The sequence below is a fragment of the Streptomyces sp. NPDC050564 genome (assembly GCF_044457265.1).
In the GTDB taxonomy this organism is placed as follows: domain Bacteria; phylum Actinomycetota; class Actinomycetes; order Streptomycetales; family Streptomycetaceae; genus Streptomyces.
In genome coordinates this window covers 40,865-67,507 of sequence record NZ_JBITGS010000038.1, presented here as the reverse complement: position 1 = coordinate 67,507, position 26,643 = coordinate 40,865, and the positions used below count along the sequence as shown (strand labels likewise).

Here is a 26,643-nt window from a genome sequence, read left to right as displayed (position 1 = left end):
CTTCCTCCGGGCTGGCATGCGCTTGTCTGGGACGGCACAGGACAGCCCCCAGCAGCGGGGGACTGGAGGCCGTCGAGTTCTTCGTCATCCCCTACACCTTCACCACCACAGAGCTGCCGCTGCTGGCGACACTGCCGAGCCTGCGCGTGGTGCAGTCCTTGAGCACCGGTGTGGACAACGTGCAACGTGCTGCCGCGGATACTGCGACCAGGCTGCGGCATCCCGCGCCTGCGGTGTACCAGGTCGATTCAAGCCTCCATTCAGGAGGGGAGCAGTCAGCGGTCCTGCGAGCCATCGTCGTCAAGGAGCTTTCGCCAGAGGTGGGTGCGGCGCAGCACATAAAGAGCGATGAACAGGACGGACACCTGCAACCAGACGGCCAGCAGCCAGAAGACCGCCCTGCTCTCCAACTCGTTCGTCAGGTAGGTGAAGTTCATTCCGAAGTACCCGGTCAGGAACGTCAGCGGAAGGAAAATCGTCGACACGATGGCCAGCCGATTGATCACGCCGTTCTGCTCACCGGAAACCAGGGAGGAGTAGCTGGCGAAGGCGCGCCGGGTGGCGTCCTGGACGGACTCGATGTCCGTGAGTACCAGCCTGCTGGCATGTTGGAACTCCCGGGCGAGTCGTTGCCGCTGTTCGGGGAAGCTGCTGCTCAACATCCTCCGCGTGAAGATCTCGTCCGTCACCTGGAGGTAGGGCAGGAGGGAGTGGTGCAGGAGGGCGGCGAGCCGTCTTAGTTGTGCCAAGCGGAAGACCTGCTCGGGGCGCCGCTTCTCGAACATTTGGTTCTCGAGGTCCTCCACCACCAAGAGGGCGTCCACGGAGGCCCGGCGAAAGGTCTCCAGAGCCTCTTGCAGGAGCAGGAACAGCACGGCCACGGTGTCGGCTGGCCTTTCCTGGCCCAGTTGTGAAGTGAGCCTTTCCAACAACGCGGCCGGGCCTCGGTGCGCTGTGATCAGGTGTCGCTCGGTCACCAGGGCGTGGACATGAACGACTCGGTTGCCTTCGATCACAGGTACGACGAAACCTGCCCTGTCCCCGAGGTATTCGGCCCGCACGGATTCACCCGACCTGCCGAACCAGGACACGTTCTCGGTCCCGAGCCCGAGCTGGAGCACGACCGACGGGTGGTCGGATGCCATCTCGTCGGGCAGCTGGATGTCGACGAGCAGGAAGTCGGACACGGCGAGACGCTCACGTGCCTCCGACACGTCGGTACGAGTGACGATCCCTTCCGGCATCGACACCACCGATACGATCATCGCCCCTCACCGTTGTCACGCGGTCCGTAGTTCCCACCATGCGCACACTCGGGCGGCCGCGCACTCGGAACACCCGCAGGCGCCTCGACGAGTGCAACCGAAGTGACTGAGCGTTCGGCCCATCGATTGGCGCTTGGTCCCGGTCCACGTAACGCGCCGGTCGGGTCTGGCTCCGTGGGTGAGTCTGTGGGCCATCAGGTTGATCATCGCGAGGTGGATCAGGGCTTCGGAGCGGTTCGCGGGCCGTCGGGATCGCGTCGAGCAGGGGCAGCAGTCGGGTGACGCCGTTGAGGGTCCCGCCGGTCGTCCCGACCGCCGGTCCGGCAACGGCTTGCGGCCCGGATACCGGAAGCACCGCTCGCGCTGCGGTGATCCGCCTCGACGAACCTCCGTAGCCGTCGAGGACCGAGCGTATTTCTACTCCAGTAGCTTTCACCCGGTGCAGTAGCTTGCCAACGCCGCCTGGAATCACCGGCTGCCGCGCAGCAGAGCAATCGGAGAGTCACCTATGCCGCGAGAGGCGCCGTACCTTGCAGTAGCCGACGCGCTGCGCGCACGGATTCTCGCCCGAGAGTGGGGGATCGGGGAGCGCCTGCCGTCCCGGGCCCTGCTCGCCGAGGAGTACGGGGTCGGGCGCAACGTCATGCAGAGGGCCGTGGACGGCTTGATCATCAATGGCCTCCTCGAAGGACGCGCGGGCTCGGGCACCTACGTCCGCATCCCGCGCGAGCGCCTGCGGATGGTCCGCTCACGCCACAGCGAACGCGGGGGCGGCTTCCCCTCCCGCGCCGGCATGAAGGAGCGGGGCAGGGCCGAAGCCTGGGATTCGCACAGCCAGGCGCGTGTCCCCGCCCCCGACGCAATCGCCGAGCGGCTCGCCATCAGCCCCGGAGACCTCTGCGTAAACACGCACTACGAGTTCCTCGCCGACGGGCAACCCGTCCAGCTCTCCGAATCCTGGGAGCCGATGGCCATCACGGACGGAACGCCGATCGTCATGCCCGAGAGGGGCCCCCTCGCGGGCAAGGGGGTGGTCGAGCGCATGCGCTCCATCGGCGTGGTCATCGAGACCGTGGTCGAGCTGCCGCGCCCGGCTCGTGCCACCCAGGCACAGGCGAACCTACTGGGCATCAGCGTCGGGGACCTGGTGCTCCAGATCGAGCGGACCATCTACGACACCGACGGACGTCCGGTGGAAACCGCCGACATCGTCATTCCGGACGTGCGCCGGGAAGTGGCCTACGAGTTCGCAGTCGACCAGCCGTAGCCGTCGAATCCAGTAGAGCGACATTTCAAATCCGACAGCAGGTGACTCGAATGTCAATACCCTCCCGGCTAGGTCTCTTACGCGATCCGGACTTCGGGCGTCTGTTTGTCGCCACCGCGCTCGGCCAGCTGGGCGATCGAATTATCTTTCTGGCCTTGCCGCTGGTTGCCATCGTGGCATTGAATGCCGACGAGTTCCAGGTCGGATTACTGACAGCGATGACCACGACAGGCTCGCTCCTGGTCGGACTACCGGCAGGCGCGTGGGTGGATCGCATGCGGAAGCGATCGGTGATGATCGGCACCGATCTTGTGAGGGCGCTGGTCCTCTTGACGATACCGATGGCGTGGTGGGCAGGCCTTCTGGCAATCTGGTGGCTCTACGCAGTCGCATTGGTTCATGGAGTGCTGACTGTCTTCTTCGATGTCGCGTACGTCAGCTATCTGCCCCACTTGGTGGGCCGCGGCAAACTTGTGGAAGGAAACTCGAAACTTTCGGCTATTCGGTCCGTGACCAGTATCAGTGGTCCGGCTGTCGCAGGCCCAATGGTCGGCTGGGCCGGAGCCCCGGCAACGCTTGTGGCGAGTTCGGTCGGGATGGCTTTATCGGGTCTGCTCGCGATCAGTATCCGCAAACGCGAACAGAAGCTGGAGCCAAGTGAGGACCCTCAATTGCGTCGAGATATCAAGGAGGGATTGAAGTTCGTTCTGAAATATCCTGTTCTACGCGCAACCATCCTGGGGGATGCGATATTCAACCTCTTCCTGGTCATGTATCAAACCATGTTGCTGGTCTTCCTGGAGAGGGAGATGGGCCTCGGGTCCTTCGGTATCGGCCTCATTCTGTCGGGAATGGGTTGTGGCGCCCTGGTGGGCGCACTGTTGGCAACCAGGCTCTCGAAGCGGCTCGGACAAGGTCCGGTCATCTGGCTCGCGCCATTGGTCACCTGTCCGCTGACCGTCCTGATGCCGTTGGCGCGACCTGGTGGGAGCGTGTATGCGGCAGCGATCGGACTCGCGGCTCTTTCACTGGGTGGAGTCGTCCGCGTGGTGGCTCAAGCAAGCTTCCAGCAGGCCCTCACGCCAGATCGACTCATGGGCCGGATGGGCGCGACGGCCCGATTCGTTTCCTGGGGAGGCATTCCTCTGGGGGGAGTTTTGGGTGGAGCGTGCGGCTCTGTGTTTGGAGCAACAGCTACATTGTGGATCGGTGCGGCCGGCATGATGCTGAGTTTTCTCCCAAGCTTCCTGTCACCGCTTCGAACCATGCGCAAATTGCCCGAGGGAAAAGCCTCCGAGCCCGTGCGCACCGTGCAACCGGGACTTCCTCGCGCCCGTGAGCTGTGAAGCACAGTGGGCCCGCCACCCCGCAAGGCGACAGGCCGGAACAGGGTGTCGGGTTACGAGTGCGAGCCGCCGAAGGGCACGCCAGTGCCGTAGTAGGTGCTCAGCTCGTCGTGGTACTCGGGGTCGCCAAGGTGTTTGTCCCGGACGAACTCCGGGGCGTCCTTGATCTGCTCCTTGGTGCGGTCGACGAAGATCTTCTGCTCGTCCGCGTCGATACTGACCACCGTGCTCGCCGGTAGCAGTACTTCCTTGCCGAAGATCCACACGCCCGTGTCTACCACCAGGTAGGCGGCATCGACCTCATCGGAGTGCTTGTCGACTTTGCCAATGCTCCCGTCGGTGGCCTCGACCTTGTAACCCGTGAGGTCGGCGCCTGTCACGCGGCCCGCGGTCGACTTGTAGCTCCACACATGCTCAGTCACTCGAATACAACTCCTCCGGTAAACAGAGAAACAGCAAGGATTCCCGCCGTTCCCTCTTTTTCCGTAGGTTGAGGCAGGCGGTTTTGTGCTCCGCCTTTGTTTCGAGTGCCCCGGGCCCAGGGATTGAACCGCACTGACTCCCGACATGCGGAGCAACCCTCCCCGCTGCGTCGGGGGACGACTCCAGCAGCCCACAGAACCGTGCTCATCGACTGGGAGCGGACGGCCTCTCGCCCTCCTGCCCGCCGGCGACGCGGCGACCCTGTTCGGCCGGGGCATGAACCCCGGCTCCTGTTCGACGCTGCCGCCACCGGGCACCGAGCTCGCCGTGCAGGCCGGTGACATTCCCGCAAGCCGCATCGGCGCGCTCGCCCACATCGCCGGCCTCAACGTCTGACCCCAAGCCGTTATCGATCCGCGAGGTTGGGCCGGCGAGGAACAAGTCTGTCTGCCTGTTCAGCGACGGCGCTGTACATCCAGGCAGTCGACCTCCGAGGAAGCGCCGTACGGCTCGATGACGGTCCGCGTGTCGGTGACGCCGCCGAGGAGGCACAGCTGGCCGCCCAGCACGCGCAGGTCGAGGGTGAACTCCACGCTCTGTCCTGAGTGTTGCGGGCCGTGGATCCGCTCGCCGATGTAGCCGAGGCTGCGCAGGACCTCTCTGACCTGGCGTGGCGTCGGGTCGGGCGTGTCCTTGAGAGCCTTCGTGATGCGGTCGGCGTGGATGCGGGCCTCGCACTTCTCCGTGGAGCTCAGCGCCAGTTGCTTCTTGGCGTCCTCGGGATCTCTGGGTTCACCTGTGGGCGGAGGCTCGTCGGGGACGGACAGTTCGGGCAGGGGGGCGGTGGTCGGGCCCGTCGGATCCGGCTCCATTGGCGGTTCGGAGACCGGGGGGTCCGTCACGCACGGCTCGGCAAGGGAGTTGAGAAGCTCCATGAATGCGAGAAACTCGGTGTCGTCGGACCCTGCTCCGGGTCCTGCGGACGAGCCGGCCTCGACCCGGTCGTCGACTCCGGCCTTCGGGTCCCTGTTGCCCGCGTGCTCGGTGCCGCAGCCGGCGAGGACGAGCGCGCACAGTGCCGCCGGTGCCGCGGCATGCCGTACGCGAAACGGTCGCCGGATCCATCCAATAAGCGGTTTCTCCCTGGAATGTCGCCTCATGTTCGCAGTGTGGGCGCGAGCAGCGGACCCGGGCATGAGTAGCGCTACTCAGAGCAAGGCTGCGCATACTCACCCGGGGGTGACTGCCCCGTAGCGCCGCGCCATGGCCGTGCCGTCAGGGCCGCAGGCGTGCGCGCCGGTTTCCGCCGCCGGCGTCCGTGTACACAGCGCGGGCGGCAGCGGCACGCCGAGCAGCTGACGCCTGTCCTGCGCGGTCGCCCACGTGTGCGCGAGCACGTCGCGGAGCGTGCACGCCGTCGCGTCGGCGGCGGCCGCACCTCAACAACGAGCAGGACGGGTCCGGACAGCTGCGCCTCGTGCATCGGTCCCATGCCCGGCGGTACGTCCGCGCCCCGCACGGCGGGTCTGGGGCTCGCCGCAAGCCACCCGCCCGAGTCCGACCCTGGCGGCTCACAACGCCTCCGGCTCACTTTCCGTCGGGGCTGACTGACTGTGACGCCAGTGGTGGGTGCTGGGATGGCCGGACTCTGTCGTCGTTGACCTGCTGAGAGGCCGCCTTGATGCTGTACACCCCGCGTCCTCGGCCGCTGGCAGTATGCGTCGCATGACCTCAGCCACTGCAGGCGATTACGGTTGGATACGTGCCTCGTCCTCCCTGTTCCGATACGCGTTGGAAGCCGGGTACACCCTGACGCTGGTGCGAGGTGTCTCGCCTGCGGAGCTCCTCAGGGCGGCGGGGGCCGAGCCACGGGGTGTCTGCGACGGGCTCGACGAACTGATCGAGCAGCACCAGGAGCTCATCTACGCATCCGATGACTGGGCTGAGTCCGTCCTCGCGGGAGCGTGCACCGTTCAGGGCGAGGGAGGGGACTGGACTCTCGCTCTGGTGTTCGGCGGTGATCTGGGGTCCCTTCGCCTCATGGAAGCCCTCTCCGCCGGGACCCGTGCCGTCTCGCATGCGAGCAACGGGGGGAAGCCCATGGACTTCTTCCACTGGTACGAGAACGGGGAGTTGCGGACCACCTTCGAGTGGGCGGCGAACAGGACCGGCAGCACTCCCGATGAACTGAACGGCGTGATGCGCGAGGTCGGTCTCAACCCCACAGGCGACCCAGCTCCCGACATCGATCGCAAGGCGGCAGTCTTCGCGCTGGCCGACCGCCTCACCGGCGTGCGGGTGACCGAGGAACTCCTGATGGAGGCCGCATACCTGACGGGCGAGGTGCCGGAAGAGCCCGCCGAGGAGTGGGAGAGCATCACCATCGACATTACGGATGCGCACGGCGAGCGGACTTACGTACAGCTTCGACGAGATCAGCTCTGACACGGGATGGGACGCAGGGTTGTTCATGGTTGATGCCTGCGGCGAGAGTGTGGAGGCTGGGCGGACGTCCTGATGGACGACCTCAAGCCACTGCGGGGAGACGTTCGCCCCGGAGGAGGAGGCGCCGAACCAGCTTTCCGTGGCTCCGGTAAGCGCTACGCGGCGCCCGGTGGCGCGAGGCGACGAGCGTCATCGGCGACGTGGTGACGCGGAGGCGGCTGAGCAGCTGGTGCGGCTTTGGGTCCCGCCGTGGTCGCGGACGTGATGTGACTTCTCCCACCTGCTCTTGCCGGAGCGAGCAAGGCTTACCTAGGTTCGGTCGCATGTCCTCCCACGGCCCCATCCTTCCTGGCGAACCGGACGAACCCGCCGCACCGATCGGGCCTGCGGCGGACGGCCCCGGCACCCCCGCGCTGGTCGACTGGACCGTGGACCTGGGCTCACACGAAATGCTCCGACGGACTCATGTCCTGGCCGCTCTGGGCTCCGACTGGGACCCCATCGCCGCCTTGCGCGGTGAGGAAGAGGCGTCCGAGCTGCTGTACTCCGGCCTCAACGGGGAGCAGCAGCGCCTCTACGACGAGCTGGTCTCGGCCGGTGTGCTTCCGCGGAGAGGGGGCGGCCATGCTGCCGCTTGACCCGCAGGCCGACATCGGGCGCCGTGCCTGGGTGGCCTGTCCGAACTGCGACGACCATCGAGGGTGCGCCACCTGCGAGCAGGGGCGTACATGCCACGAGCACTGGCGCTACCTGCTCTCCACTACCGGCAGCCTGCTCCACCTGCAGTGCCCGTCGTGCACCCACATCTGGGCACACGAGACCCATTTCGGCGCTACCCGCTCCCGCTGGGAGCGCATCACCGGCCGCCTGTGGTGACGGTGATCAGTCACAACGATTGACACAGGGACCTGAGTCGCGTTCCTGCCCGGCGCGGACCCGAGCAACGCGGACCTGACTGAAGAGGACCTGAGACCGCGATCCGTGCTGGCTGCCACCTGCGCCGTGGTCCACGGCCTGGACCGCCGTGCCCCGCCCTGCCCGGTCCACGGAACTGGCTTGTGATGCCGTGCCCCTGCTCACCGATGGCGCAGCGGTGAGCAGGGACATACACGTCTGGTCAGGAGGGGCAGCCGGAGTCGGCGATGACGTAGTAGCCGGTGGAGGTCTCTTCGAGGGTGTGGGAGATGAAGGTGTTGTACAGGCCCATGTTCTGGTTGGAGCCGTTCGCGTAGGTGTAGCCGCCGTTCTGGTGGGCGCGGCCCGCGGCGACGTGGTTGTAGTTGCTTGCCGTGAAGCACTGCGGTGGGAAGCCGGTCGTGGTCGCCGACACGGCCGTCGAGGTGGCACCGGCCCTGCCCGACGAGTCGACGGCGGCGACGGTGTAGCTGTATGCCGTGCCGGAGGCGAGCCCGGTGTCCGTGTACGAGGTGGAGGCCGTCGAGCCCGTCTTCGTAGCGCCGCGGTAGATGTTGTACGACGCGGCGCCGCTGACGGCGTTCCACGACAGCGAGACGCTGGTGTCCGTGGTGCCGGTGACCTTCAGACCGCTGGGCGCGGGCAGGCTGCCGGTGCCACCGCCGGAGGTGCCGTCCAGGCCCCAGAATTTCGCCGTGTAGTAGCTGGAGCAGATGTAGTTGAGGTAGTACGTGCCGGTCGTGCCGCACTGGTCGGCCCCGGAGCCGGGGTTCACGGCGAGGCCGTGCGCCATGCCGGAGACGGTGAAGGTCTCCACGGCGGGACTGCCGTCGGCGTCGTTGTAGACGGCCTGGGTGGTGCCACCGGTGAGCGTGGTGGTCGAGGACGGGGTCTGGCCGATGCCCCAGACGTTCGTCCATTGGTCGCGCGACTCGGTGGCGTTGGCCGGGTGGACGGTCGAGTCGCCGGAACCGTGCCAGATGGCCACCCGCGGCCAGGGTCCGCTCCAGCCGCCGGACGCGCTGCGGACGAGGTCGCCCCACTGCTGCGGGGTCTTGCTGACCGGGTTGTACTCGCAGGTGAGCCCGCTGCTGAGATCGGTGGCGCAGCCGGCCGGGATGCCGGAGCCGATGGATCCGCCGGCGAAGACGTCGGGGTAGTCGGCGAGCATCACCGAGGTCATGGCGCCGCCGGCGGACAGTCCGGTGACGTACACGCGGGCGGGGTCGCTGCCGTACCGGGACTTGGCGTAGTCGACCATCTGCTTGATGGAAAGGGCCTCCCCCTGGCCGCGGGTGTAGTCCCCGGACTGGTACCAGTTGAAGCACGAGTTGGCGTTGTTGGCGCTGGAGGTCTGTGGGAAGACCAGCGCGAAGCCGTAGGCGTCGGCGTACTTGGGCCAGCCGGAGTGGCTGTAGTAGTCGCTCGCGCTCTGGGTGCAGCCGTGCAGTGCCACGACCACCGGAGCGCCGGATGGCAGGTTGTCGGGGACGTACGTGTACATCGACAGATTGCCGGGGTTGGAGCCGAAGCCGGTCACCTGGGTGAGCGACGCCGCCGATGCGCTCTGTGGCACGGCGAACAGGGCGAGGAGCAGGGCCAGCAGCCCGGCCCAGCAGGAGATACGGGCGCGGTCACGAACCGACATGCGGTCCTCCCGTGGTGAGGGGATGGGGGCGGACGCCGCTCCGGTCGTCCCTCCGGAGCGGGCGGTCCGCGTCACCGTAGAACCGCAGCGGCTGCCCGCCAGCGGAGGTGGAGCACATATCTCGATCACCGCGGGTGTCGGCCGCCTCCACTGCGCAGCACGTCGACGTCAGTGCAGCACGCAGGAGTTGACCAGATCGCCGGATGCGGGCCTGGGTACGACGCCGCTCGCCGGCGGGGCCGTTCGGTGCTCGACCCAGTCGGTCAGGGCGCCGAAGGCGGAGCGGTAGCAGGGCAGGATCGGGCGGAGGCGGTCCGGATAGGCGTCGTACAGCCCGTCGACGTGAGTGCCGCCCTCGATCGTGTAGGAGCGGTGCAGGCGGCCGCGGTGGCTGTCGTCGATCATGCGTGTGTAGACGTCCGAGTCCGTCGCGATCGGCAGCAGCGCGTCGAGCGAGCCGTGCAGCGTGAGCATGGGTTTGCCGATCCGGCCGGTGAGCGAGATCCGCTCGACCGCCCGGCGCACGGAGAGCGGCCGCGACGCGTAGTCGTACGAGGCGTCCGACGCGCAGGGTGCGAGGATCTCGGCTGTCGTCGAACCGGCAGAGGCCCCGGGGCACTTCGGGTCGTACGAAGGATCGACCTCGGCGCGGTACACCTTCTGCGTCAGGCCCCAGTAGGCCGCCTTGTGGTACGGCCACAGGAACTCGGTGCCGGGGGCGAATCCAGTGGCGAGCATGTCGTCGTGGGTGGCCCGGCCCGCCTGGTAGGCGACCGCCGTCGGCAGATAGGTGAGCAGATTCGGCCCGTCGGGCGTCCAGAGCGCGCCCTCCCAGTCGACCCCGCCGTCGTACAGTTCGGGATGGTTCTCCAGCTGCCAGCGGGTCAGATAGCCGCCGTTGGAGATGCCGGTCATGTACGTGCGGCGCGGGTGATGCCCGTACGCCTGCCGGACGACGGTCTTCGCGGCGCGCGTCAGCTCGGTGGTGCGTCGGTTCCATTCCACGATCGCGTCACCGGGCCGCTTGCCGTCGGTGTAGAAATCGGGGCCGCTGTTGCCCTTGTCGATGGAGGCGAAGGCATAGCCCTGGGCGATGACCCAGTCGGAGATGAGAGTGTCCAGCGAATACTGCTTGCGCGTGCCGGGCGCGCCGGTCACCACGAGGCCGCCGGTCCAGTGCTCGGGCAGCCGGATGACGAACTGGGAGTCGTGGTTCCAGCCGTGGGTCTTGTTGAGGTGCGAGGAGTCGGGGAAGTAACCGTCGACCTGGATGCCGGGGACGCCGGTGGGGTTCTTGGTGCCCTTCGCGGCGAGTGAGGCCCAGTCCGCGGGGTCGGTGTAGGCCGTACCGGCGGTTGCGGCCGTGGTCATGTCGGGCAGACAGGCCGTGGTCTGCAACTCCGCGCCGGGTACGGCGATGTGGGCCTGGCGGGCGCAAGGATGCGCCGAGTCCGCGGTGGCGCTCGCGGACACTCCCGCCGTCGACAAGAGCGCGGCGGACAACAACGTGAGCGGGCGTCTGAGATACATCGTTCGGCCTCCGGGCGGGGGAGAAGAGAGAAACGGGTCGAGAGCTGCCCGATCGGCGGCTTCGGGCAGAGGGGCTTTCGGACGGGCGGGAGAGAAGAGGGGAACGGGTCGAGTGCTGCCCGACCAGCGGGTTCGGCAGAGGGACTTTCGGATCAGGAGTCGAAGCGGGCCCGCAGCGCCTTCTTGTCGAACTTGCCGACTCCGGTGCGCGGGATGGCCTCCACGACCTCGATACGGTCCGGGAGCTGCCAGCGCGCGAAGCCCGCAGCCTCGAGGTGAGCGCGTACGCGTTCGAGGGTCACGGCGGACCCCGGGCGCGGGGCGACGCAGACCAGCGGACGTTCCTGCCACTTGTCGTCGGGGACGGCGATGACCGCGGCCTCGGCGATCTCGGGCATGGCCATGACGGCCGACTCCATGTCCACCGAGGAGATCCACTCGCCGCCCGACTTGATGAGATCCTTCGCGCGGTCGGCGATGACGACATAGCCGTCCGGTGAGCCGACGGCGATGTCCCCGGTACGGAACCAGCCGTCCTCGGTGAACTGGGCGGCGCCCTCGCCGCCCAGGTAGGAATCGGCGATCCACGGGCCGCGCACCAGCAGATCCCCCATCGAAATGCCGTCCCAGTGCAGGGAGTTGCCGGCCTCGTCGCGGATGTCCATCTGCACGCCGGGCAGCGGGAGACCCGCCCGGGTGCGCACCGCGTCGGTGACCCGCTCCTCGTCCCAGTCACGCATCCGTTCCTTCGGCCACGCCAGGCTGGCCAGTGGCGAGGTCTCGGTCATGCCCCACACCTGCACCAAGGGGATGCCGAAGTCGCGCCGGTAGCGTTCGACCAGGGCGCGCGGCGGGCGAGCCCCGCCACACAGCAGATGCCGCAGTTCAGGCAGCCCGCCGCGGGCGGTGATCTCGTCGGCGACCGCCATCCAGATGGTGGGGACGCCGGCGGCGACCGTGACCCGTTCGGCGGCCATCAGCTCGACCAGGGCCGCGGGGTCCAGCGAGCCGCTGAGGAACACCTGCTTGGCGCCGTACGGAGTGGCGGTGTAGGGAACGCCCCAGGCATTGGCGTGGAACATCGGCACGACCGGCAGCACGCAGTCACCGGGGCCGATGGACATGGCGGCCTGCGAGGACGCGGCGATGGCATGCAGCACGGTCGAACGGTGTGTGTAGAGCACGCCTTTGGGGCGTCCCGTGGTGCCGGAGGTGTAGCACAGACCGAGCGGCGAGCGTTCGTCGATGTCGCGGGGGGCGTATGCGTCCGGCAGGCCGGCGATCAGTTCCTCATACGCCACCACACCCGGCAGCGCGGTGTCGGGCACCTTGTCGCCGAGCACGACGACATGCCGCACGCCGGCGAGGCCGCCCCGTTCGTGCACCTTCTCCAGGAGGGGGAGAAGATCGGGATCGACCAGGACGGCGCGGTCGTCCGCGTGGCCGATGACATAGGCCAGGTCCTCGGGAGAGAGCCTGAGGTTCAGGGTGTGCAGGACGCGCCCGGTGCAGGGCACGGCCCAGTAGGCCTCCAGGTGCCGGTAGCCGTTCCAGGCGAGGGTGGCCACCCGGTCACCCGACGCCAGACCGAGGGCGTCCAGAGCGTGCATCAACTGCTGGGCGCGGCAGGCGAATTCGGCATACGTGTAACGGTGCACACGGGCGTCCGCAAGTCGCGTGACGACCTCGGTGTCGGGGAAGTAGCGCGGGGCATGGCCGAACAGCAGCCAGGTGTTGAGCGGAGTCTCCATCATCGCCATGGCGCACATCGTCACCGCGCTGCGGGACCGTAGCGACGGAGGAAAACTCCAGACCGTCCCGCACCTCAGTGGAGCAAGTACCCATACCGGCGACGGGCGGCGCGACCCGGGCAGGGAGAAAACCCACACCCGCGCAGGGGCGGCTTGTGGAGATTCTCTCCGTAGCCGCCGTTCATGGCCGAACTTAACGTCTGCCGCACATCGGCAACCGCCGGTGCATCCCCTGCGCATCCGAGGCGTCATGAGACAACCGCGCGCCATATTGGTCACGCAAGGCCTGTCCAAGGAGTTCCAGGGATTCCACGCCGTCAGCACGGTGGACCTGAGCGTCGCCGAGGGCACGGTCCACGCGCTCGTCGGCCCCAACGGAGCAGGAAAGACAACCCTGTTCAACCTGCTGACCGGATTTCTCAAGCCGAGCAGTGGGCACATCACTTTCGACGGACACGACATCACCGGCCAGCCGCCGGAGCGTATTGCCGGCCTCGGCGTCGCCCGCTCCTTCCAGGTCACCAGCCTCTTCGAGCAGATGACGGCGAGGGAGCACGTCGAGCTCGCGCTCCAGTCCGGCACCGGTCTCGGCCACCGGTTCTGGCGCACGGACAAAGTGATGCGCCGCTTCTCCGGCCGGGCCTTGGAACTCCTCGGCGACGTAGGGCTCGCGCACCTCGCCGACCGGCCCGCCGGAAACCTTCCCTACGGACAGAAGCGGGCCCTCGAACTGGCCCTCGCCCTCGCCCTGGACCCCGCGCTGCTGCTGCTCGACGAGCCGACGGCCGGTATGGGTCTGGAGGACATCGACCGCACCGTGGCCCTCGTCGACCAGATCCGCGAGGGACGCACCGTGGTGATGGTCGAGCACAACATGAGTGTCGTCGGCTCGCTCGCCGACACCGTCACGGTCCTGCAGCGCGGCGAAGTGCTCGTGGAGGGCCCCTACGACCGGATCAAGACCGATCCACGGGTCGTCGAGGCGTACTTGGGGGCCGACGTTGCTTGAGATCAAGGGCCTCAGCGCCCGGTACGGCGAGGCCACGGCCCTGGACGAGGTGTCCCTGCGGGTCGGCGAAGGCGAGGTCGTCACTATCGTCGGCCGCAACGGGGCGGGCAAAACCACACTGCTGCGCTGCGCCATGGGCCTGCACAGTGGGATGACCGGCCGGGTGGCACTGGCGGGCCGGGACATCACAGCGGCGGCCCCGCACCGCAGGGCCCGGCTCGGCCTCGGGTACGTGCCCGACGACCGAGGCATTTACGCGGGTCTGTCCGTCGAGGAGAACCTGACCCTGCCGCCGGCCGCCCCGCGCTCCGCGTGGCCACTGACCCGGATCTACGAGGCCTTTCCGGTGCTCGCCGCGCGCCGCCGCTTCCCCGGCGGCAAGCTCTCGGGCGGTGAGCAGCAGATGCTCGCGCTCGCCCGGGTCCTACGCGCCGGCGCCCGCGTGCTGCTGTGCGACGAACCGACCGAGGGCCTGGCTCCGGTGATCGTGCAGCAGATCGGCGAGATTCTGCGCGGGGCCAAGGAGCACGGAATGTCGGTGCTGCTCGTGGAGCAGAACCTGCGCTTCGCCTCCACCGTCGCCGACCGCCACTACCTCCTCGCCCAGGGCCGGGTCGTCGAGTCGCTCGACAACGCCGACGTACGCCGACGCGAGGGCGAACTCCTCGCCTTTCTCGGGCTGTGACACCCCGTCACCCCGCTCATTCGTGACGTAGGCACCAGGAGGATGGATTGACTTCTCCCTCTCGTAAACGAGGGGGATTCTCACGGCTCGCGCTGTGAGGTGTTCTGCTTCGTCGCCGACCGCCCGCCCGGAGTGCTCCGTTGAGGTCTTACACCGGCTCCACAGACAGAAGCCGCCAGCCCGGCGGCCTTGAGGTTGATGGCCGCGTTCACGTCCCGGTCATGGGTCGTCCCACAGACCCCGCACGTCCAGGTGCGGACGTTGAGCGGCATCTTCACGGCGAGGGTGACGCAGTTGGAGCACAGCTTGGAGGAGGGGAACCAGCGGTCGACGGCGACCAGGTCCCTTCCATACCAGGCACTCTTGTACTCGAGCATGCCGCGCAGGGTGCTCCAGCTCGCATCCGAGATGGCGCGGGCGAGCGTGTGGTTCTTGAGCATGGTGCGGACCGTCAGGTCCTCGATCACGATCGTTTGGTTTTCACGAACGAGCCGAGTGGTCAGTTTGTGCAGGTGGTCTTGGCGCCGGTCGGCGATACGGGCGTGGATCTTGGCAACCTTGCCATCGCCCCTGGCCTTGCGGGACAGCTCCCGCTGCGCCTTCGCCAGGCGGACCCGGTCCCGGCGCTCGAACTTCGGGTTGGTGACCTTCTCCCCGGTGGACAGCGTCACCAGGCTGGTGATCCCCGCATCGTCCCCGACGGCCGCGTCCGTGGTCGGCAGCGGCTTGACCGACGCGTTCTCGCACATCATCGCAACGAACCAGCGGCCCGCCGCGTCCTGCGAAACGGTCAACGTCGTGGGCACCGCCCCCTCGGGCAGAGGCCTCGACCACACGATGTGAAGCGGGTCTTTCATCTTCGCCGGCGTCACAGTGCCGTTGCGGTAGCGGAACGCCGACGAGGTGTACTCGGCCGAGCGGCGGGACTTCTTCCTGGACTTAAAGCGCGGGTACTTGGCCCGCTTCTCCCAGAAGTTGACGAACGCCCTGCGCAGATGCCGCAGACACTGCTGCAAGGGCACGCAGGACACCTCGGACAGGTAGGCCAGCTCCTCGGTCTTCTTCCACCCTGTCAGCATCGCCGAGGTGGCGTTGTAGGTGACCCTTTCCTTGCGCGCGCAAGCCTCGGTACGGGCGGCCAGCGCCAGGTTGTAGACCTTCCGCACACACCCGAACGTGCGCGACAGCTCGGCTGCCTGAGCATCGCTCGGGTAGAAGCGGTACCGATACGCCCGCTTCAGGTGATGGTCACAGCCCAAAGCCCAGCAAACCAACTCGTAACTCTTCGCGGGCAGTTGGAGGGTGGACGCCGATCTGCCCTGACGGCGAATCGGTTTTCCCTGCCCTGCACCGCAGGAGTCCGTTTCCTTTCCGCCCAAAAGGGGCGGAGTATCTACGGAGGAATCAGATGAAGCACAGGCTGTCGACGGTCGTGGCCTCAGCCGCCGTGGGGGCACTTCTCGCGGGCTGCGGGGGCGGCGGACCGAGCTCGGGCGGCGGGAAGGTCAGCGACGACAAGATCGTGCTCGGTGTACTGACCGACCTGTCCGGCGTGTACGCGGACATCGCAGGACCCAACTCGGTACAGGCCGTGCAGATGGCCGTCGACGACTTCAAGAAGAAGTACGGCGACAAGGCGGTCACCCAGAACATCGAGGTCATCAAGGCCGACCATCAGAACAAGCCGGAAATCGCCAACACCCAGGCCCGGGAGATGTATGACCGCAAGCAGGCCGACGCGCTGTTCGACGTGCCGACCTCGTCGGCGGCGCTCGCCGTGCAGACCGTCGCGGGCCAGGCCAAGAAGCTGTACTTCAACACCGGGGCCGCGACCACGGAACTCGCGGGCAAGACCTGCAATCAGTACACCTACGAATGGGCCTACGACACCTACATGCTGGCGCACGGCACCGGCGACGCGGTCACCGCACAGGGCGGCAAGAACTGGTACACGATCTACCCGGACTACGCCTTCGGGCAGGACATGCAGAAGAAGTTCGAGACGGCCATCGCGGGTGCGGGCGGCAAGATCGTCGCCAAAGACCCCACGCCCTTCCCCAGCGACAACTACTCCACCTTCCTGCTCAAGGCGCCGCGCCTGAAGCCGAAGCCGGACGTGCTCGGAGCGCTGCAGGCCGGCGGTGACCTGGCCAACGTCGTGAAGCAGTACCAGCAGTTCAAACTGAAGGACAAGGGCATCGAGCTGGCCATCGGCCTGCTCTTCGACAGCGACATCAAGGCCATCGGCGCGGACAAACTGGCCGGCACGATGTTCACCACGGCCTGGTTCTGGAACGTCGACGCCAAGGCGCAGGCCTGGGCCGACCGGTTCAAGGAGCGCACAGGACAGCGGCCCACATTCGTCCAGGCGGCCGACTACTCGGCAGCGACGCACTATCTGGAAGCCGCGCAGAAGGCGGGCAGCGACAAGGCGGCCGACGTCTCGAAGGAACTGGACGGCACCAAGTTCAGCGATTTCTTCGCCCACAACGCCACCGTCCGTGCCGAGGACCACCGGATCGTCCACGATGCCTACCTGGCCAAGGTCAAGGACCCGGCCAAGGCGAGCGAGCCCGGTGACTACACCGAGCCGGTCAAGACCATCCCCGCGGCCGAGGCGTTCGACAAGCCGTCCCCCGACTGCCACCTCAGCTGACCACCAGGGCCCGGTGGCCCACCCGCCGCACGACGGAGCCCCACGGGCAGGCCACCGGCCGAAGACGGGACCCACCCATGACCTCGTTTCTCCAACAGGCCTTCAACGGGCTGGTCAGCGGCAGCTTCTACGCCCTGCTCGCACTCGGCCTGGCCGTGATCTTCGGCATGCTGCGCGTGGTGAACTTCGCCCACGGCGCGCTCTACATGCTCGGCGCGTTCGGCGCGGTCGCCCTCGCCGACAGCACAGGGCTCGGCTTCTGGTGGGCCCTGCTGCTCGTCCCCCTCGCCCTCGCCGTGACCGGTACTCTCCTCGAACGGCTGCTGATCCGCCGCCTGACAGTCCTCGACCCGCTCTACAACTTCCTGCTCACCTTCGGCATCGCACTGGTCTGCCAGGACCTGCTGCGCATGAAGTACGGCGCACACTCCCAGCCGTACGAGCGTGGTCCCTTCACCGGCTCGATGGACCTGGGCCTGTTCGACTTCCCGCGCTACCAGGTGTTCGTTCTGGCCGTCTCGGTCGCGCTCTGCCTGGCCGTGTGGCTGCTGCTCACCCGCACCCGGATCGGGACCATTGTGCGGGCGGCCACCGAACGGCCCGAGCTCACCCGGGCGTTCGGCATCGACACCGGGCGCTGGGTCACGCCGGTCTTCGGCTTCGGCGTCGGGCTCGCGGCTCTGGCCGGGGTGCTCGCCGCACCCATGCGGGCGGTCAACACCGGTATGGGCAGCGACCTGATCATCACGGTGTTCGCCGTCGTCGTCATCGGCGGACTCGGCTCCGTCTTCGGCTCGGTGCTCGCAGGTTTCACCATCGGCATGCTCCAGGCGCTCGGCAACCTCTACGTCCCCGTCCTTTCGCAGACCTCGGTCTATCTGCTGATGGCCGTTGTGCTGCTGGTCCGGCCCGCCGGACTCTTCGGCAAGGAGGAACACGCGTGATCCTCACCCTCCTCGACAAGCTGCACGGCCGCCCCGCCCGGATGAGGTGGGGCCTGCTCGCCGCCGGGCTGCTCGTCGCCCTCGGCCTGCCCTGGAGCCTGTACCCGCCGGTCGCCACGGACATCCTGTGCTGGGGGCTGTTCGCCGTCGCCTTCGATCTGCTGCTCGGTCACGGAGGACTGCTGTCCTTCGGCCATGCGGCGTTCTGGGGCAGCTCGGCGTATGTCACCGGGCTGATCGCCCTGCACAGCGGACTGCCGTTCTATGTGGCCGTCCTGGGTGGCGCCGTGGCCGCCGCGCTGCTCGCCCTGCCCATCGGGCTTCTCGCGGTCCGGCGCAGCGGCATCTACTTCGCCATGGTCACCCTGGCTTTCGCGCAGATGGTGTACTTCATCGCCAACCAGTGGGGCGATGTCACGGGCGGTGAGAACGGCCTGCAGGGAATACCCCGCGACCTGCCGGGCTTCGATCTGTCGGACTCGTTCGTCTTCTACTACGCGGCCCTGCCGGTGGTTCTGCTCGGCCTCGCCGCGGCCTGGCGGATCGCCCACTCCCCGTTCGGCCGGGTGATCGTCGCCGTGCGCGACAATCCCGCTCGTGCCCGTGCCCTGGGCTATCCCGCCGACCGCTACAAGCTCGTCGTCTTCACCGTCTCCGCGTTTCTGTCCGGCCTCGCGGGCGGACTGTACGCGGTCAATCACGGGTTTGCCTCACTGCAGGAGGTGTACTGGACGACGTCCGGCAAGGTGGTCGTGATGACGGTCCTGGGCGGCATGGGCACGCTGTGGGGCAGCCTGCTGGGGGCCGGCGCCATCGTCCGTCTGGAGGACTGGCTGTCCACCTCAGGCTTCGAGGAGACCGGCCTGGTCACCGGCGGCGTCTTCATCGTTGTCGTCCTGCTCTTCCGCCGAGGAGTGTGGGGCACGCTGGCGCACGTGCTTCGCCCCCGTTCCGGGTCCCCGACATCCGACCCGGAACCACACCTGGAGCGCGACCACGACGACTCGTCGCAGCCGGTGTCGCCGTAGATCTGTGCAGACCAGGCCGGGACGGCGAACATCGCAGGCGGGAACGCGTACCGGAACACCCAGGAGGCATCCGTGCACTCGACGACCGCACACAGTCGGGCCGATGTGGAGCCTGCGGCGCGGCTGCTGCGCCTGCTGCGCGACGACGCCGCGCAGAGCGAGTACGAAGCCGTCCTCGAGCGATGCCCCGAGCAGGACCGGGCCTGGCTGGCCCCGCTGGTCGACGACGCCCTGCAGGTACGCGCGCGTCTGGAGGAGCGCCGGCGCCGGGAGGCGGAGCTCGGTGCGCTCTACGAGACGGCGGGCGACCTGTCCTCTCTGCGTGATCTGGAGGCCGTGCTCCAGGCCATCGTTCGCCGGGCTCATGGCCTGCTCGGCACTGACGTGGCCTATCTGATGCTCAACGACAGTCAACGCGGCGACACCTACATGCGGGTCACCGACGGAATCCGCACGGACGCGTTCAAACAGGCCCGGCTGGCCATGGGCGCAGGCCTCGGAGGGCTCGTCGCCAAGACAGCGGTTCCCTACAACACCCCCGACTACTTCGCCGACCTGCGCTTCGAGCACAGTATCGACGACGTCGTGCGCGGCGAGGGGCTGATCTCGATCCAGGGAGTGCCCCTCAAACTCGGCGAGAACGTCATCGGTGTCCTGTTCGCCGCCAACCGCCGGGTCCGCCCCTTCTCCGACCACGAAGTGGCCCTGCTGGTCTCGCTCGCCAACCACGCCGCCATCGCCATCGAGAACGCCACCCTCTTCCAGGACGTCCGCAGAGCTGTCGACGAACTCACCGAGGCCAACGGCGTCATCCGCGCCCACAGCGAATCGATCGAGCGCGCCGCCGCCCTGCACGAGCGGCTCACCACCATTGTTCTCGACGGCGGCGGGATGGCCGACGTGGCGCAGACCCTCGCCGAAGTTCTCGGCGGCAGCATCCTCGTCCTGGACCCTCGCGGCCGCACCATGGCCGCCGCCGGCGACGACCCGTTGGTCGAACAGGCCCGCAGGGAAGGCACGCTCCCGGATCCGTGCCCGGCCGCCCACGCCGTCCGTGACGCCCGGGTGCTGAGCACGGACGCCCGCCGCACCCGACGTATCCCGGCCGGCGCCGACGGGTCCGCCGCCTGCGCGACCCCCATCGTCGCCGGCAGTGAGCTTCTGGGCGTACTGCTGCTCGTCCGCGACCACTTGGACGCCTCAGGTGTGCGTTCTCTGGAGCGCGCCGCGCTCGTCACGGCGCTGATGCTGCTCAGCGAACGCACCGTCGCCGAGGCCGAGCACCGGCTGCGTGGCGAGATCCTCGAGGACCTCCTCGGCTCCCCGCATCGGAACCGGGAAGGCCTGCGGCGCCGGGCCACCCTGGTCGGTCTCGACCTCCAGCGCCCGCACACGGTCTTCGCCGCCCGCTGCCGCGACAGCACCCATCGGCGACGCATCGCGGATGCCGCCGCCTCGTACGCCGCCCATGCCCGGGGTCTCGCGGGCGAATACCGGGGCGACACTGTCGTCCTCCTGCCGCAGGACCCCGACCCGGACGAGGCCGCCGGCAACCTGGCCGAACACTTGTCACGGGCCCTGGACAGCCCGGTCACGGTCGGCGCCGCGACGGCTGCGCCGGGCGTCGACGCCATCGTGGAAGCACACCACGACGCGGCTCGCTGCCTGGATGTCCTGCTCGCGCTCGACCGCGACGGAGAAGGCGCCTCTCCCAGCCAACTCGGTGTCTACGGACTGCTGTTCCATCAGACGGGCCGCGACGAGCTGCACCGCTTCGTGCGCCGCACCATCGGCCCTGTCCTCGACTACGACACCGCACGGGGCGGCGAGCTCGCCCGCACCCTGCTCACCTACTTCGCTTGCGACACCGGCCTGGGCCGCACTGCTGCCGAGCTCTACATTCACGTCAACACCCTCTACCAGCGCATCGATCGCGTCACTTCGCTGCTCGGCCCGCACTGGCGCCATGGCGACCAGGCGCTGCAGATCCACCTCGCCCTCAAGATCCATACGGTGCTGTCCGCCGAATGATCAATGGTCGGCGCGCACCTTGTCGCACGGATGGGCCTTGGGCGCAGCGACGCAGGATGCCGTCATCCCGAGGAACTGGCCCTTGCCGTATGGGTGGTACTCACCAAGTGAGATGCCGTAAAGGACCTCGAGCAGTCGTTCGGCCAGGACGCCTGCCGAGGCGGGGTTCTGTCCGGTGAACAGGTTGCGGTCAACGACCGTGTAGGGCTTCCACATCTCGCCCTTGGTGAAATCGACGCCCAGGTCGGGCCTGGCGCCATCCTTGAGCGGCGGGGCAGTGCTCAGCTCGGCGTGCCCCCTGCTCCCGGCCCGAACGCGGTCTTCGATTCACCGTCAGGCGTTGCCACTTCTCGCCGCCGCAATCAAGCACCGCCGCGGAGGTGAAACCCCGTGGGTGACTTCCGTCAGTCGACCGGCCATGTGTGGACCGGGGCGTTGAGATGCATGTAGTCGATGTACTGCTGCGTCATCCGCCGCAGAGCCTCGTGACGGCCGGTATGGGTGGTGGCGTCGATGTGGTGGAACATCTCCTTCTGCCAGACCGCTCCGTTGCGTCCGGCGACGCATCGCTGCTCGATGATGCCGAGCAGCGGCTCCCGCCAGGCTTCGTCCATGCCGGAGTGCTGCAGCCCTCGATGCGCCAGGGGCAGCAGACGGCGCAGGACGAGTTCGGGCACGGGCACCTCGCCCATCCCTGGCCAATACAGCCGCGCATCGATGCCGTGCCGCGCCGCCGTGTGCAGGTTGTCCTCGGCGGCCGAGAAGGACATCCGTGACCACACGGGCCGGTCCTCCTCCACCAGGGCTCGGGTGAGCCCGTAGTAGAAGGCGCCGTTGGCGAGGGTGTCGGCGACGGTCGGGCCGGCGGGCAGCACACGGTTCTCCACCCGTAGGTGAGCTCTGTCGTGGGCGACGGCGTAGACCGGGCGGTTCCAGCGGTAGATGGTGCCGTTGTGCAGGGTGAGCTCGGCCAGTTCGGGGATGTCGCCGTGGTCCAGTGTCTCCGCGGGATCCTGCTTGTCGCACAGGGGCAGTAGCGCCGGGAAGTAGCGCAGGTTCTCCTCGAAGAGGTCGAAGACGCTGGTGATCCACCGCTCTCCGAACCACACCCTGGGCCGCACCCCCTGCACCTTGATCTCCTGTGGGCGGGTGTCGGTCGCCTGCTCGAACAGCGGGATACGGGTTTCGTGCGACAGTTCCTTGCCGAACAGGAACGGAGAATTGGCCGCCAACGCGACCTGGACCCCGGCGATCGCCTGCGCGGCGTTCCAGTAGTCGGCGAACTCCTCGGGGGACACCTGGAGGTGGAACTGGGTGCTGGTGCACGCGGCTTCGGGGGTGATCGTGTCCGCGTAGGTCCGCAGTCGGTCGACGCCGTCCACCTCGATGAGGAGGTCTTCGCCCCGGGCCGCGAAGACCTGCTCGTTGATCAGGTGGTAGCGCGCGTTCTCCGACAGCGCCGTCTCGCCGACGTCTTCCTCCCGCAGGGTAGGCAGGATTCCGATCATGATCAGACGTGCCTCGACCGACCTGGCGCGTTGCTCCGCGTGATTCAGTGCGGCGCGTATCTCGGACTCCCAGGCGTCGGGGCCGCCCGCCGTCAGACGCCGCGGCGGAATGTTGATCTCGAGGTTGAACCGGCCCAGCTCGGTGGACCAGGCTGGGTCCGCGATCGCCTCGAGCACATCGCTGTTGCACATCGTGGGCTCTGCCTCGTCGTCGACCAGGTTCAGCTCGATCTCCAGCCCCACCTGGGGCCGTTCGGATTCGAACCGTGACTCGCGCAGCATCTGCGCGAAGGCGTCGAGGCACTCCTGCATCTTGATCCGGTACCGGCGGCGGTCCTCGCGGGTGAAGACCAGCGCCGGGACGTCACGTCCCATCGGCCCTCCCGGGTTTCCCTCCTCGGACACCTCTCCACCCCAGCGTCGCACCGCCGGGCGGCCGTGACCACGCGGGACGGGAATCGCCGCACGGGCTGATCGCCACGAGTCGGCCGACGGGACCCGTGAACCGGCTGTCGCACCAGGTTCAGGCCGCCGCCGTAACGACCGCTGGGATCGGCTGGGACATGAGTGTGTCGGCGGGCTGCTCGGGCACCCCGGCGTGAACGACGGGATGCGCCAGGCCGGGCCGGCCCGTTCCTCAAGCGGGGTTCCAGCCCCCTCGGTGATGTACGAGGACCGCACGGGAATCCACCAGCGCGTGCACGGCGTAGCGTCGTAGCTGTGGACTTCACCGCGGACAGTCTTCTGTCTCGTGCCGACGCCCTGCTGCCGGTTCGACCGGACGACGACGTCGCGCTGCTGCTGGCCCGCACCAATGGGCTCGGGGGTCGCCAGGTCGCCAGTTTGCGCCGGGCCCGTGTCTTCGACGAGGGAGGACGCGGTCTGCTCCTGGTGGCCCAGCTCGCCGAACGCTGGGGAACGCGCCACGCCCGCCACGGCAAGACGGTCTGGGCCGAGCTGGACGACTCCGCCAGATTGTCGGTACCGGCCTTCATATAGTCCCAGGGCTGTGACTTCCAGCCGCAGGGCTGTGACTTCGGAGATCTCGGTGACGGTACAGCCCCTGCAGTTCCGCCGGCCGTACGTCACACCGATGCCCCGAGGTCTTCCGTGACCGAGCCCATGGCTCATTCCCCCCGGCGACGACGCAATGCGCGCTCCCACCGGGCGCGGTGACGAGCCGATCCAGCCGGGACGCCTCCGCGGCGAGCCGCTCCAGGCTCGGCGTGATCCGCCGCTCTGCAACGGTCACGACGCACCGGTCGACCTCGCGGATTCCGGCCTGGCCGAACGCGGTCCACCGTCCACCGAATGCCCTGGCCTCGCCCGTCGCCATTGCGGAATCAACAAGGTTGTTGCCGTGATCGCGTCACGAGCTCGAGGGGATGTACGTCGCATGAGATGCACCCTGGCGGCCGGAACGTACATGGCGGGCCGCCAGGATGTCCAACGGCACCTATTCGAAGAGCTTCCTGAAGACCCGTGTGGCTGCCTCGCTCTCGGCGGCGGCGGGTGACAACTCGCTCAACGTGTCGAGGTCGGTGTCCGCCCTCAGCTCCGCTTCCCAGGCGGCGGCGAGCTTTTCCTGCTCCTCGCGTGGCTGCTGCTGGACATGTTCTCGGGCGCGTGGGCTCAGGGCGGCCAGGAATCGTTCGACGGTATCGATAGGCATTCTCTTCTCCTTGATCACGGGAGGTGCCGCTCCTGCGGACACTTGTCCAAGCGTGATCGGCACAGACGCTGCGCTGTCGGCGCCGGGCCTGCTTGGCCCCGAACGGACGCAGTCCAGGGGCGGACACCTCGTCGGCTGAATCTGCCCCACGACGGGCTGATGCCGGCTGCTCGGGGCGTCAGCTTGGGTGAGTGCTCGATTCGTTGGAGTCGCATGCGGTGAACGTGCATCGTCCCTTCCCGTGGTGGCAGTGTCGTACAGAACGTTGCGGCTCCACGTATGGCGGGGTGGGCCGCTGTATCGCCTAGAGGGCCCGGGCGACGAGGAGGGCGACATCGTCGTGGTCGTCGGGGTGGCGCAGGCCGTACAGCAGGAGGTCGCAGGTCTCTTCGAGCGGCCGGTGGGGCTCGTCGAGGAAGCTGAGGAGCACGTTCAGGCGGTCGTCGATGGGGTGTTGCCGGGTTTCGACGAGGCCGTCGGTGTAGAGGACCAGCAGGTCGCCAGGACCGAGGTCCTCCGTCGTGGTCTCGAAGGTGATGCCGCCGACGCCGAGCGGGGCTCCGGAGGGCAGGTCGAGCAGTACGGGGGCCTCGCCGGGGCGGGCCAGCGCGGGCGGCATGTGTCCTGCGTTGGCGAGGTGACACTGCCTTGTGTGGGGGTCATATACGGCGTAGAGGCAGGTGACGATGTAGTGCTCCAGATCGCAGGTGATTTTGTCCAGGTGCTGGAGCACGGCGTCCGGTGCGAGGTCGAGGTCTGCGTAGGCGCAGGTGGCGGTGCGCAGCCGGCCCATGGTGGCGGCTGCGTCGATCCCGTTGCCCATGACGTCGCCGACGACCAGCGCGGTCCTGTCGTCGGCCAGCGAGATGACGTCGTACCAGTCGCCGCCGACCTCGCTGGTGGTCTGGGCGGGCTGGTAGCGGGAGGCGGTTTCCAGGCCGGTGTGGTGCGGCGGGTGGTCGGGCAGCAGGCTGCGCTGGAGGGTCAGGGCAGTGTTGCGCACGCTCTGGAACCAGCGGGCGTTGTCGATGGCCACGGCTGCACGGCTGGCGAGCTCACTGGCCAGGACGACGTCGTCCTGGTCGAACGGGACCGGGTTGCGGGTGCGTTTGAGGTCAAGGGCGCCCAGCACTTCGCCGTGGGCGATCAACGGCACGGCGAGATAGGAATGGACGCCGGCGCGGGCCAGGAGCGCGGTGGCCTCGGGGTCGCGAGCGATGCGCTCGAGATCGTGGTCGCCGACGTGGCGTACCAGGACCGGTCGGCCGGTGTGGACGCACAGGGTGACCAGGCGGTCGCCCCCGTAGGCAGTGAGGTCACCGGGAGGGTCGGCAGCACGCAGAGCCACCGTGGGATGCGCCGCCTTGAGGGCCAGCGCGCGGAAGAGTTCCGGGCCGTTGTCCGGTCTGCGCGAGCGGCGGCAGGCCAGGGCCGAGTCGAGAACGTCGACGGCGACCACATCGGCGAGCTCGGGGGTGGCGATCTCGGCCAGTTCGTGGGCGGTCTGCTCCACCTCCAACGTGGTGCCGACGCGGATGGAGGCGTCGGCGATGAGAGCCAGGCGGCGCCGGGCCCGGTCGGCCTCGATGGCCGCGCGGTGCCGCTCGGTGACGTCGACGACCGAGGTGGCGGCGCCCAGGACCCGCCCGCCGGGGTCCTCCAGCCGGTAGAAGGACAGAGACCAGGCGTGCTCGTGCTCGTGGTCAGGGTCATGGTCGGCCGGGGGGCGGCCCACGTGGTACTGGTCGAGCAGGGGGGTTCCGGTGGTGAGCACCTGACGCAGGGCCGACTCGATGGTGTCGACGTCGGGGAAGGGCAGGGTGTCCCTGAGGTGGCGGCCGATGTGGTCTTCGGCGGGTATCCCGTCGATGCGCTCCAGCGCGGGGTTGACCAGGAGATAGCGCAGGTCGGGATCCATGAGGGCCAAGCCGATCGGGGACTGGTTGATCAGCCGCTCGCACAGAGCCAGATCGGTTTCGACGCGCTGGAGCAGGGTGTGGTCGGCGGCGATGCCGAGGGCGTACACATCCCCGAGATCGTCCAGCAGCCGCATGTTGCGGAACTCCATCAGGCGGGTGCTGCCGTCCTTGTGCCGGATGGGGAAGGCGCCGGCCCAGCTCCGGCCGGTCGCCAGGACCTCCGCGAACAGACTTTGGACAGCCTTCAGATGCTCCGGGTGGATGAACAGTCGCGCTGCGTACTTGCCCAGGGCCTCTTCCGCGGTGTAGCCGAAGAGCTCCTCGGCCTGAGGCGTCCAGAACACTATGCGCCCGTCGGCGTCCAGGACCACGGCAGCCACGCTCAGCACATCCAGCAGGCCGATCGGCCGGGACGGGTCGACGCCCGGCTCGTCCCCGCTGAACTGGAAGGATTCGGCTGTCATCGCAGATCCTCCTCCACCAGGGCAGGACATGCCGACCTCTGCAGGCAACGCCGCACGCCTGGGTTCTGAATACCCGTGCTTCCATGCTGCCTCTGGCCCCTCACATTGCCCAGCCGCAGCACATTGGCATGTCCAAG

Annotated in this window: 22 protein-coding genes and 1 pseudogene; 12 read left to right on the top strand and 11 right to left on the bottom strand. The window is 68.0% G+C overall.

Annotation, left to right across the window (positions count from 1 at the left end; genetic code table 11):
* Positions 1-275: 275 nt before the first annotated feature.
* Positions 276-1,265 (bottom strand): CorA family divalent cation transporter, encoded by a 990-nt coding sequence (locus ACIBK0_RS41315; RefSeq protein ID WP_399092084.1) that lies wholly within the window; start codon positions 1,263-1,265, stop codon positions 276-278.
* A gap of 508 nt (positions 1,266-1,773) precedes the next feature.
* Here ACIBK0_RS41315 and ACIBK0_RS41310 point away from each other — a divergent pair.
* Both ACIBK0_RS41310 and ACIBK0_RS41305 read left to right on the top strand, forming a co-directional pair.
* Positions 1,774-2,532, top strand: coding sequence for a GntR family transcriptional regulator (locus ACIBK0_RS41310; RefSeq protein ID WP_399092081.1), 759 nt, complete (start codon positions 1,774-1,776; stop codon positions 2,530-2,532).
* A 50-nt stretch (positions 2,533-2,582) separates the two neighbouring features.
* On the top strand, positions 2,583-3,878 hold the full coding sequence (locus tag ACIBK0_RS41305; RefSeq protein ID WP_399092078.1) for an MFS transporter: 1,296 nt from the start codon (positions 2,583-2,585) through the stop codon (positions 3,876-3,878).
* Between the two features lie 53 nt (positions 3,879-3,931).
* On the opposite strand, the gene ACIBK0_RS41300 is transcribed toward ACIBK0_RS41305, so the two are convergent.
* Together ACIBK0_RS41300 and ACIBK0_RS41295 are read right to left on the bottom strand one after the other, a co-directional pair.
* Positions 3,932-4,300: a PRC-barrel domain-containing protein gene (locus tag ACIBK0_RS41300; RefSeq protein ID WP_399092075.1), complete on the bottom strand. Its 369-nt coding sequence runs from the start codon at positions 4,298-4,300 to the stop codon at positions 3,932-3,934.
* A 456-nt stretch (positions 4,301-4,756) separates the two neighbouring features.
* Positions 4,757-5,461 (bottom strand): hypothetical protein, encoded by a 705-nt coding sequence (locus tag ACIBK0_RS41295; protein ID WP_399092072.1) that lies wholly within the window; start codon positions 5,459-5,461, stop codon positions 4,757-4,759.
* A 565-nt stretch (positions 5,462-6,026) separates the two neighbouring features.
* Between ACIBK0_RS41295 and ACIBK0_RS41290 the strand changes: the two genes are divergently transcribed.
* The 3 genes from ACIBK0_RS41290 to ACIBK0_RS41280 all read left to right on the top strand — a co-directional run bounded on the left by ACIBK0_RS41290 (position 6,027) and on the right by ACIBK0_RS41280 (position 7,622).
* The gene (locus ACIBK0_RS41290; RefSeq protein ID WP_399092069.1) at positions 6,027-6,746 is read left to right on the top strand and encodes a DUF6461 domain-containing protein; all 720 of its coding nucleotides are present in this window, start codon (positions 6,027-6,029) and stop codon (positions 6,744-6,746) included.
* A gap of 323 nt (positions 6,747-7,069) precedes the next feature.
* A complete protein-coding gene (locus tag ACIBK0_RS41285; RefSeq protein WP_399092066.1) occupies positions 7,070-7,384 on the top strand; it encodes a DUF6400 family protein in 315 nt (104 codons plus the stop codon).
* Entirely contained in the window at positions 7,371-7,622 is a 252-nt protein-coding gene (locus ACIBK0_RS41280; protein WP_399092063.1) for a hypothetical protein, read from the top strand. The genes ACIBK0_RS41285 and ACIBK0_RS41280 overlap by 14 nt, the downstream gene beginning before the upstream one ends.
* A gap of 241 nt (positions 7,623-7,863) precedes the next feature.
* Here the strand turns inward: ACIBK0_RS41280 and ACIBK0_RS41275 are convergent, their stop codons facing one another.
* From ACIBK0_RS41275 to ACIBK0_RS41265, 3 genes are all read right to left on the bottom strand, one after another.
* The gene (locus ACIBK0_RS41275; protein WP_399092060.1) at positions 7,864-9,309 is read right to left on the bottom strand and encodes a PHB depolymerase family esterase; all 1,446 of its coding nucleotides are present in this window, start codon (positions 9,307-9,309) and stop codon (positions 7,864-7,866) included.
* A 168-nt stretch (positions 9,310-9,477) separates the two neighbouring features.
* The gene (locus ACIBK0_RS41270; RefSeq protein ID WP_399092057.1) at positions 9,478-10,839 is read right to left on the bottom strand and encodes a tannase/feruloyl esterase family alpha/beta hydrolase; all 1,362 of its coding nucleotides are present in this window, start codon (positions 10,837-10,839) and stop codon (positions 9,478-9,480) included.
* A gap of 152 nt (positions 10,840-10,991) precedes the next feature.
* A complete protein-coding gene (locus ACIBK0_RS41265) occupies positions 10,992-12,599 on the bottom strand; it encodes a long-chain fatty acid--CoA ligase (RefSeq protein WP_399092054.1) in 1,608 nt (535 codons plus the stop codon).
* A 241-nt stretch (positions 12,600-12,840) separates the two neighbouring features.
* Between ACIBK0_RS41265 and ACIBK0_RS41260 the strand changes: the two genes are divergently transcribed.
* Positions 12,841-13,599 carry an ABC transporter ATP-binding protein gene (locus ACIBK0_RS41260; RefSeq protein WP_399092051.1) on the top strand — a complete coding sequence of 253 codons (759 nt, stop codon included), beginning with the start codon at positions 12,841-12,843 and terminating at the stop codon, positions 13,597-13,599.
* Entirely contained in the window at positions 13,592-14,284 is a 693-nt protein-coding gene (locus ACIBK0_RS41255) for an ABC transporter ATP-binding protein (RefSeq protein ID WP_399092048.1), read from the top strand. Before ACIBK0_RS41260 ends, ACIBK0_RS41255 begins: the two co-directional genes overlap by 8 nt.
* Positions 14,285-14,364: 80 nt before the next feature.
* On the opposite strand, the gene ACIBK0_RS41250 is transcribed toward ACIBK0_RS41255, so the two are convergent.
* A complete protein-coding gene (locus ACIBK0_RS41250) occupies positions 14,365-15,525 on the bottom strand; it encodes an RNA-guided endonuclease InsQ/TnpB family protein (protein ID WP_399092139.1) in 1,161 nt (386 codons plus the stop codon).
* Between the two features lie 167 nt (positions 15,526-15,692).
* Between ACIBK0_RS41250 and ACIBK0_RS41245 the strand changes: the two genes are divergently transcribed.
* From ACIBK0_RS41245 to ACIBK0_RS41230, 4 genes are all read left to right on the top strand, one after another.
* Complete coding sequence (locus ACIBK0_RS41245) at positions 15,693-16,940, top strand: ABC transporter substrate-binding protein (protein WP_399092045.1); 1,248 nt, start codon at positions 15,693-15,695, stop codon at positions 16,938-16,940.
* A 77-nt stretch (positions 16,941-17,017) separates the two neighbouring features.
* Entirely contained in the window at positions 17,018-17,884 is an 867-nt protein-coding gene (locus ACIBK0_RS41240; RefSeq protein WP_399092042.1) for a branched-chain amino acid ABC transporter permease, read from the top strand.
* Entirely contained in the window at positions 17,881-18,912 is a 1,032-nt protein-coding gene (locus ACIBK0_RS41235) for a branched-chain amino acid ABC transporter permease (protein ID WP_399092040.1), read from the top strand. The genes ACIBK0_RS41240 and ACIBK0_RS41235 overlap by 4 nt, the downstream gene beginning before the upstream one ends.
* Positions 18,913-18,984: 72 nt before the next feature.
* Positions 18,985-20,943, top strand: a complete 1,959-nt coding sequence (locus ACIBK0_RS41230; protein ID WP_399092037.1) for a helix-turn-helix domain-containing protein — start codon at positions 18,985-18,987, stop codon at positions 20,941-20,943.
* Here the strand turns inward: ACIBK0_RS41230 and ACIBK0_RS41225 are convergent, their stop codons facing one another.
* Both ACIBK0_RS41225 and ACIBK0_RS41220 read right to left on the bottom strand, forming a co-directional pair.
* Entirely contained in the window at positions 20,944-21,159 is a 216-nt protein-coding gene (locus ACIBK0_RS41225) for a hypothetical protein (RefSeq protein WP_399092034.1), read from the bottom strand.
* A gap of 188 nt (positions 21,160-21,347) precedes the next feature.
* Entirely contained in the window at positions 21,348-22,826 is a 1,479-nt protein-coding gene (locus ACIBK0_RS41220) for a glutamate--cysteine ligase (RefSeq protein ID WP_399092031.1), read from the bottom strand.
* 465 nt (positions 22,827-23,291) lie between these two features.
* Between ACIBK0_RS41220 and ACIBK0_RS41215 the strand changes: the two are divergent.
* Positions 23,292-23,450, top strand: a pseudogene (locus tag ACIBK0_RS41215) (ATP-binding protein); the annotation flags it as partial.
* A gap of 457 nt (positions 23,451-23,907) precedes the next feature.
* On the opposite strand, the gene ACIBK0_RS41210 reads toward ACIBK0_RS41215, so the two are convergent.
* Both ACIBK0_RS41210 and ACIBK0_RS41205 read right to left on the bottom strand, forming a co-directional pair.
* Positions 23,908-24,123, bottom strand: coding sequence for a hypothetical protein (locus ACIBK0_RS41210; RefSeq protein ID WP_399092028.1), 216 nt, complete (start codon positions 24,121-24,123; stop codon positions 23,908-23,910).
* A gap of 304 nt (positions 24,124-24,427) precedes the next feature.
* Positions 24,428-26,506 (bottom strand): SpoIIE family protein phosphatase, encoded by a 2,079-nt coding sequence (locus ACIBK0_RS41205; protein WP_399092025.1) that lies wholly within the window; start codon positions 26,504-26,506, stop codon positions 24,428-24,430.
* Positions 26,507-26,643: the final 137 nt, after the last annotated feature.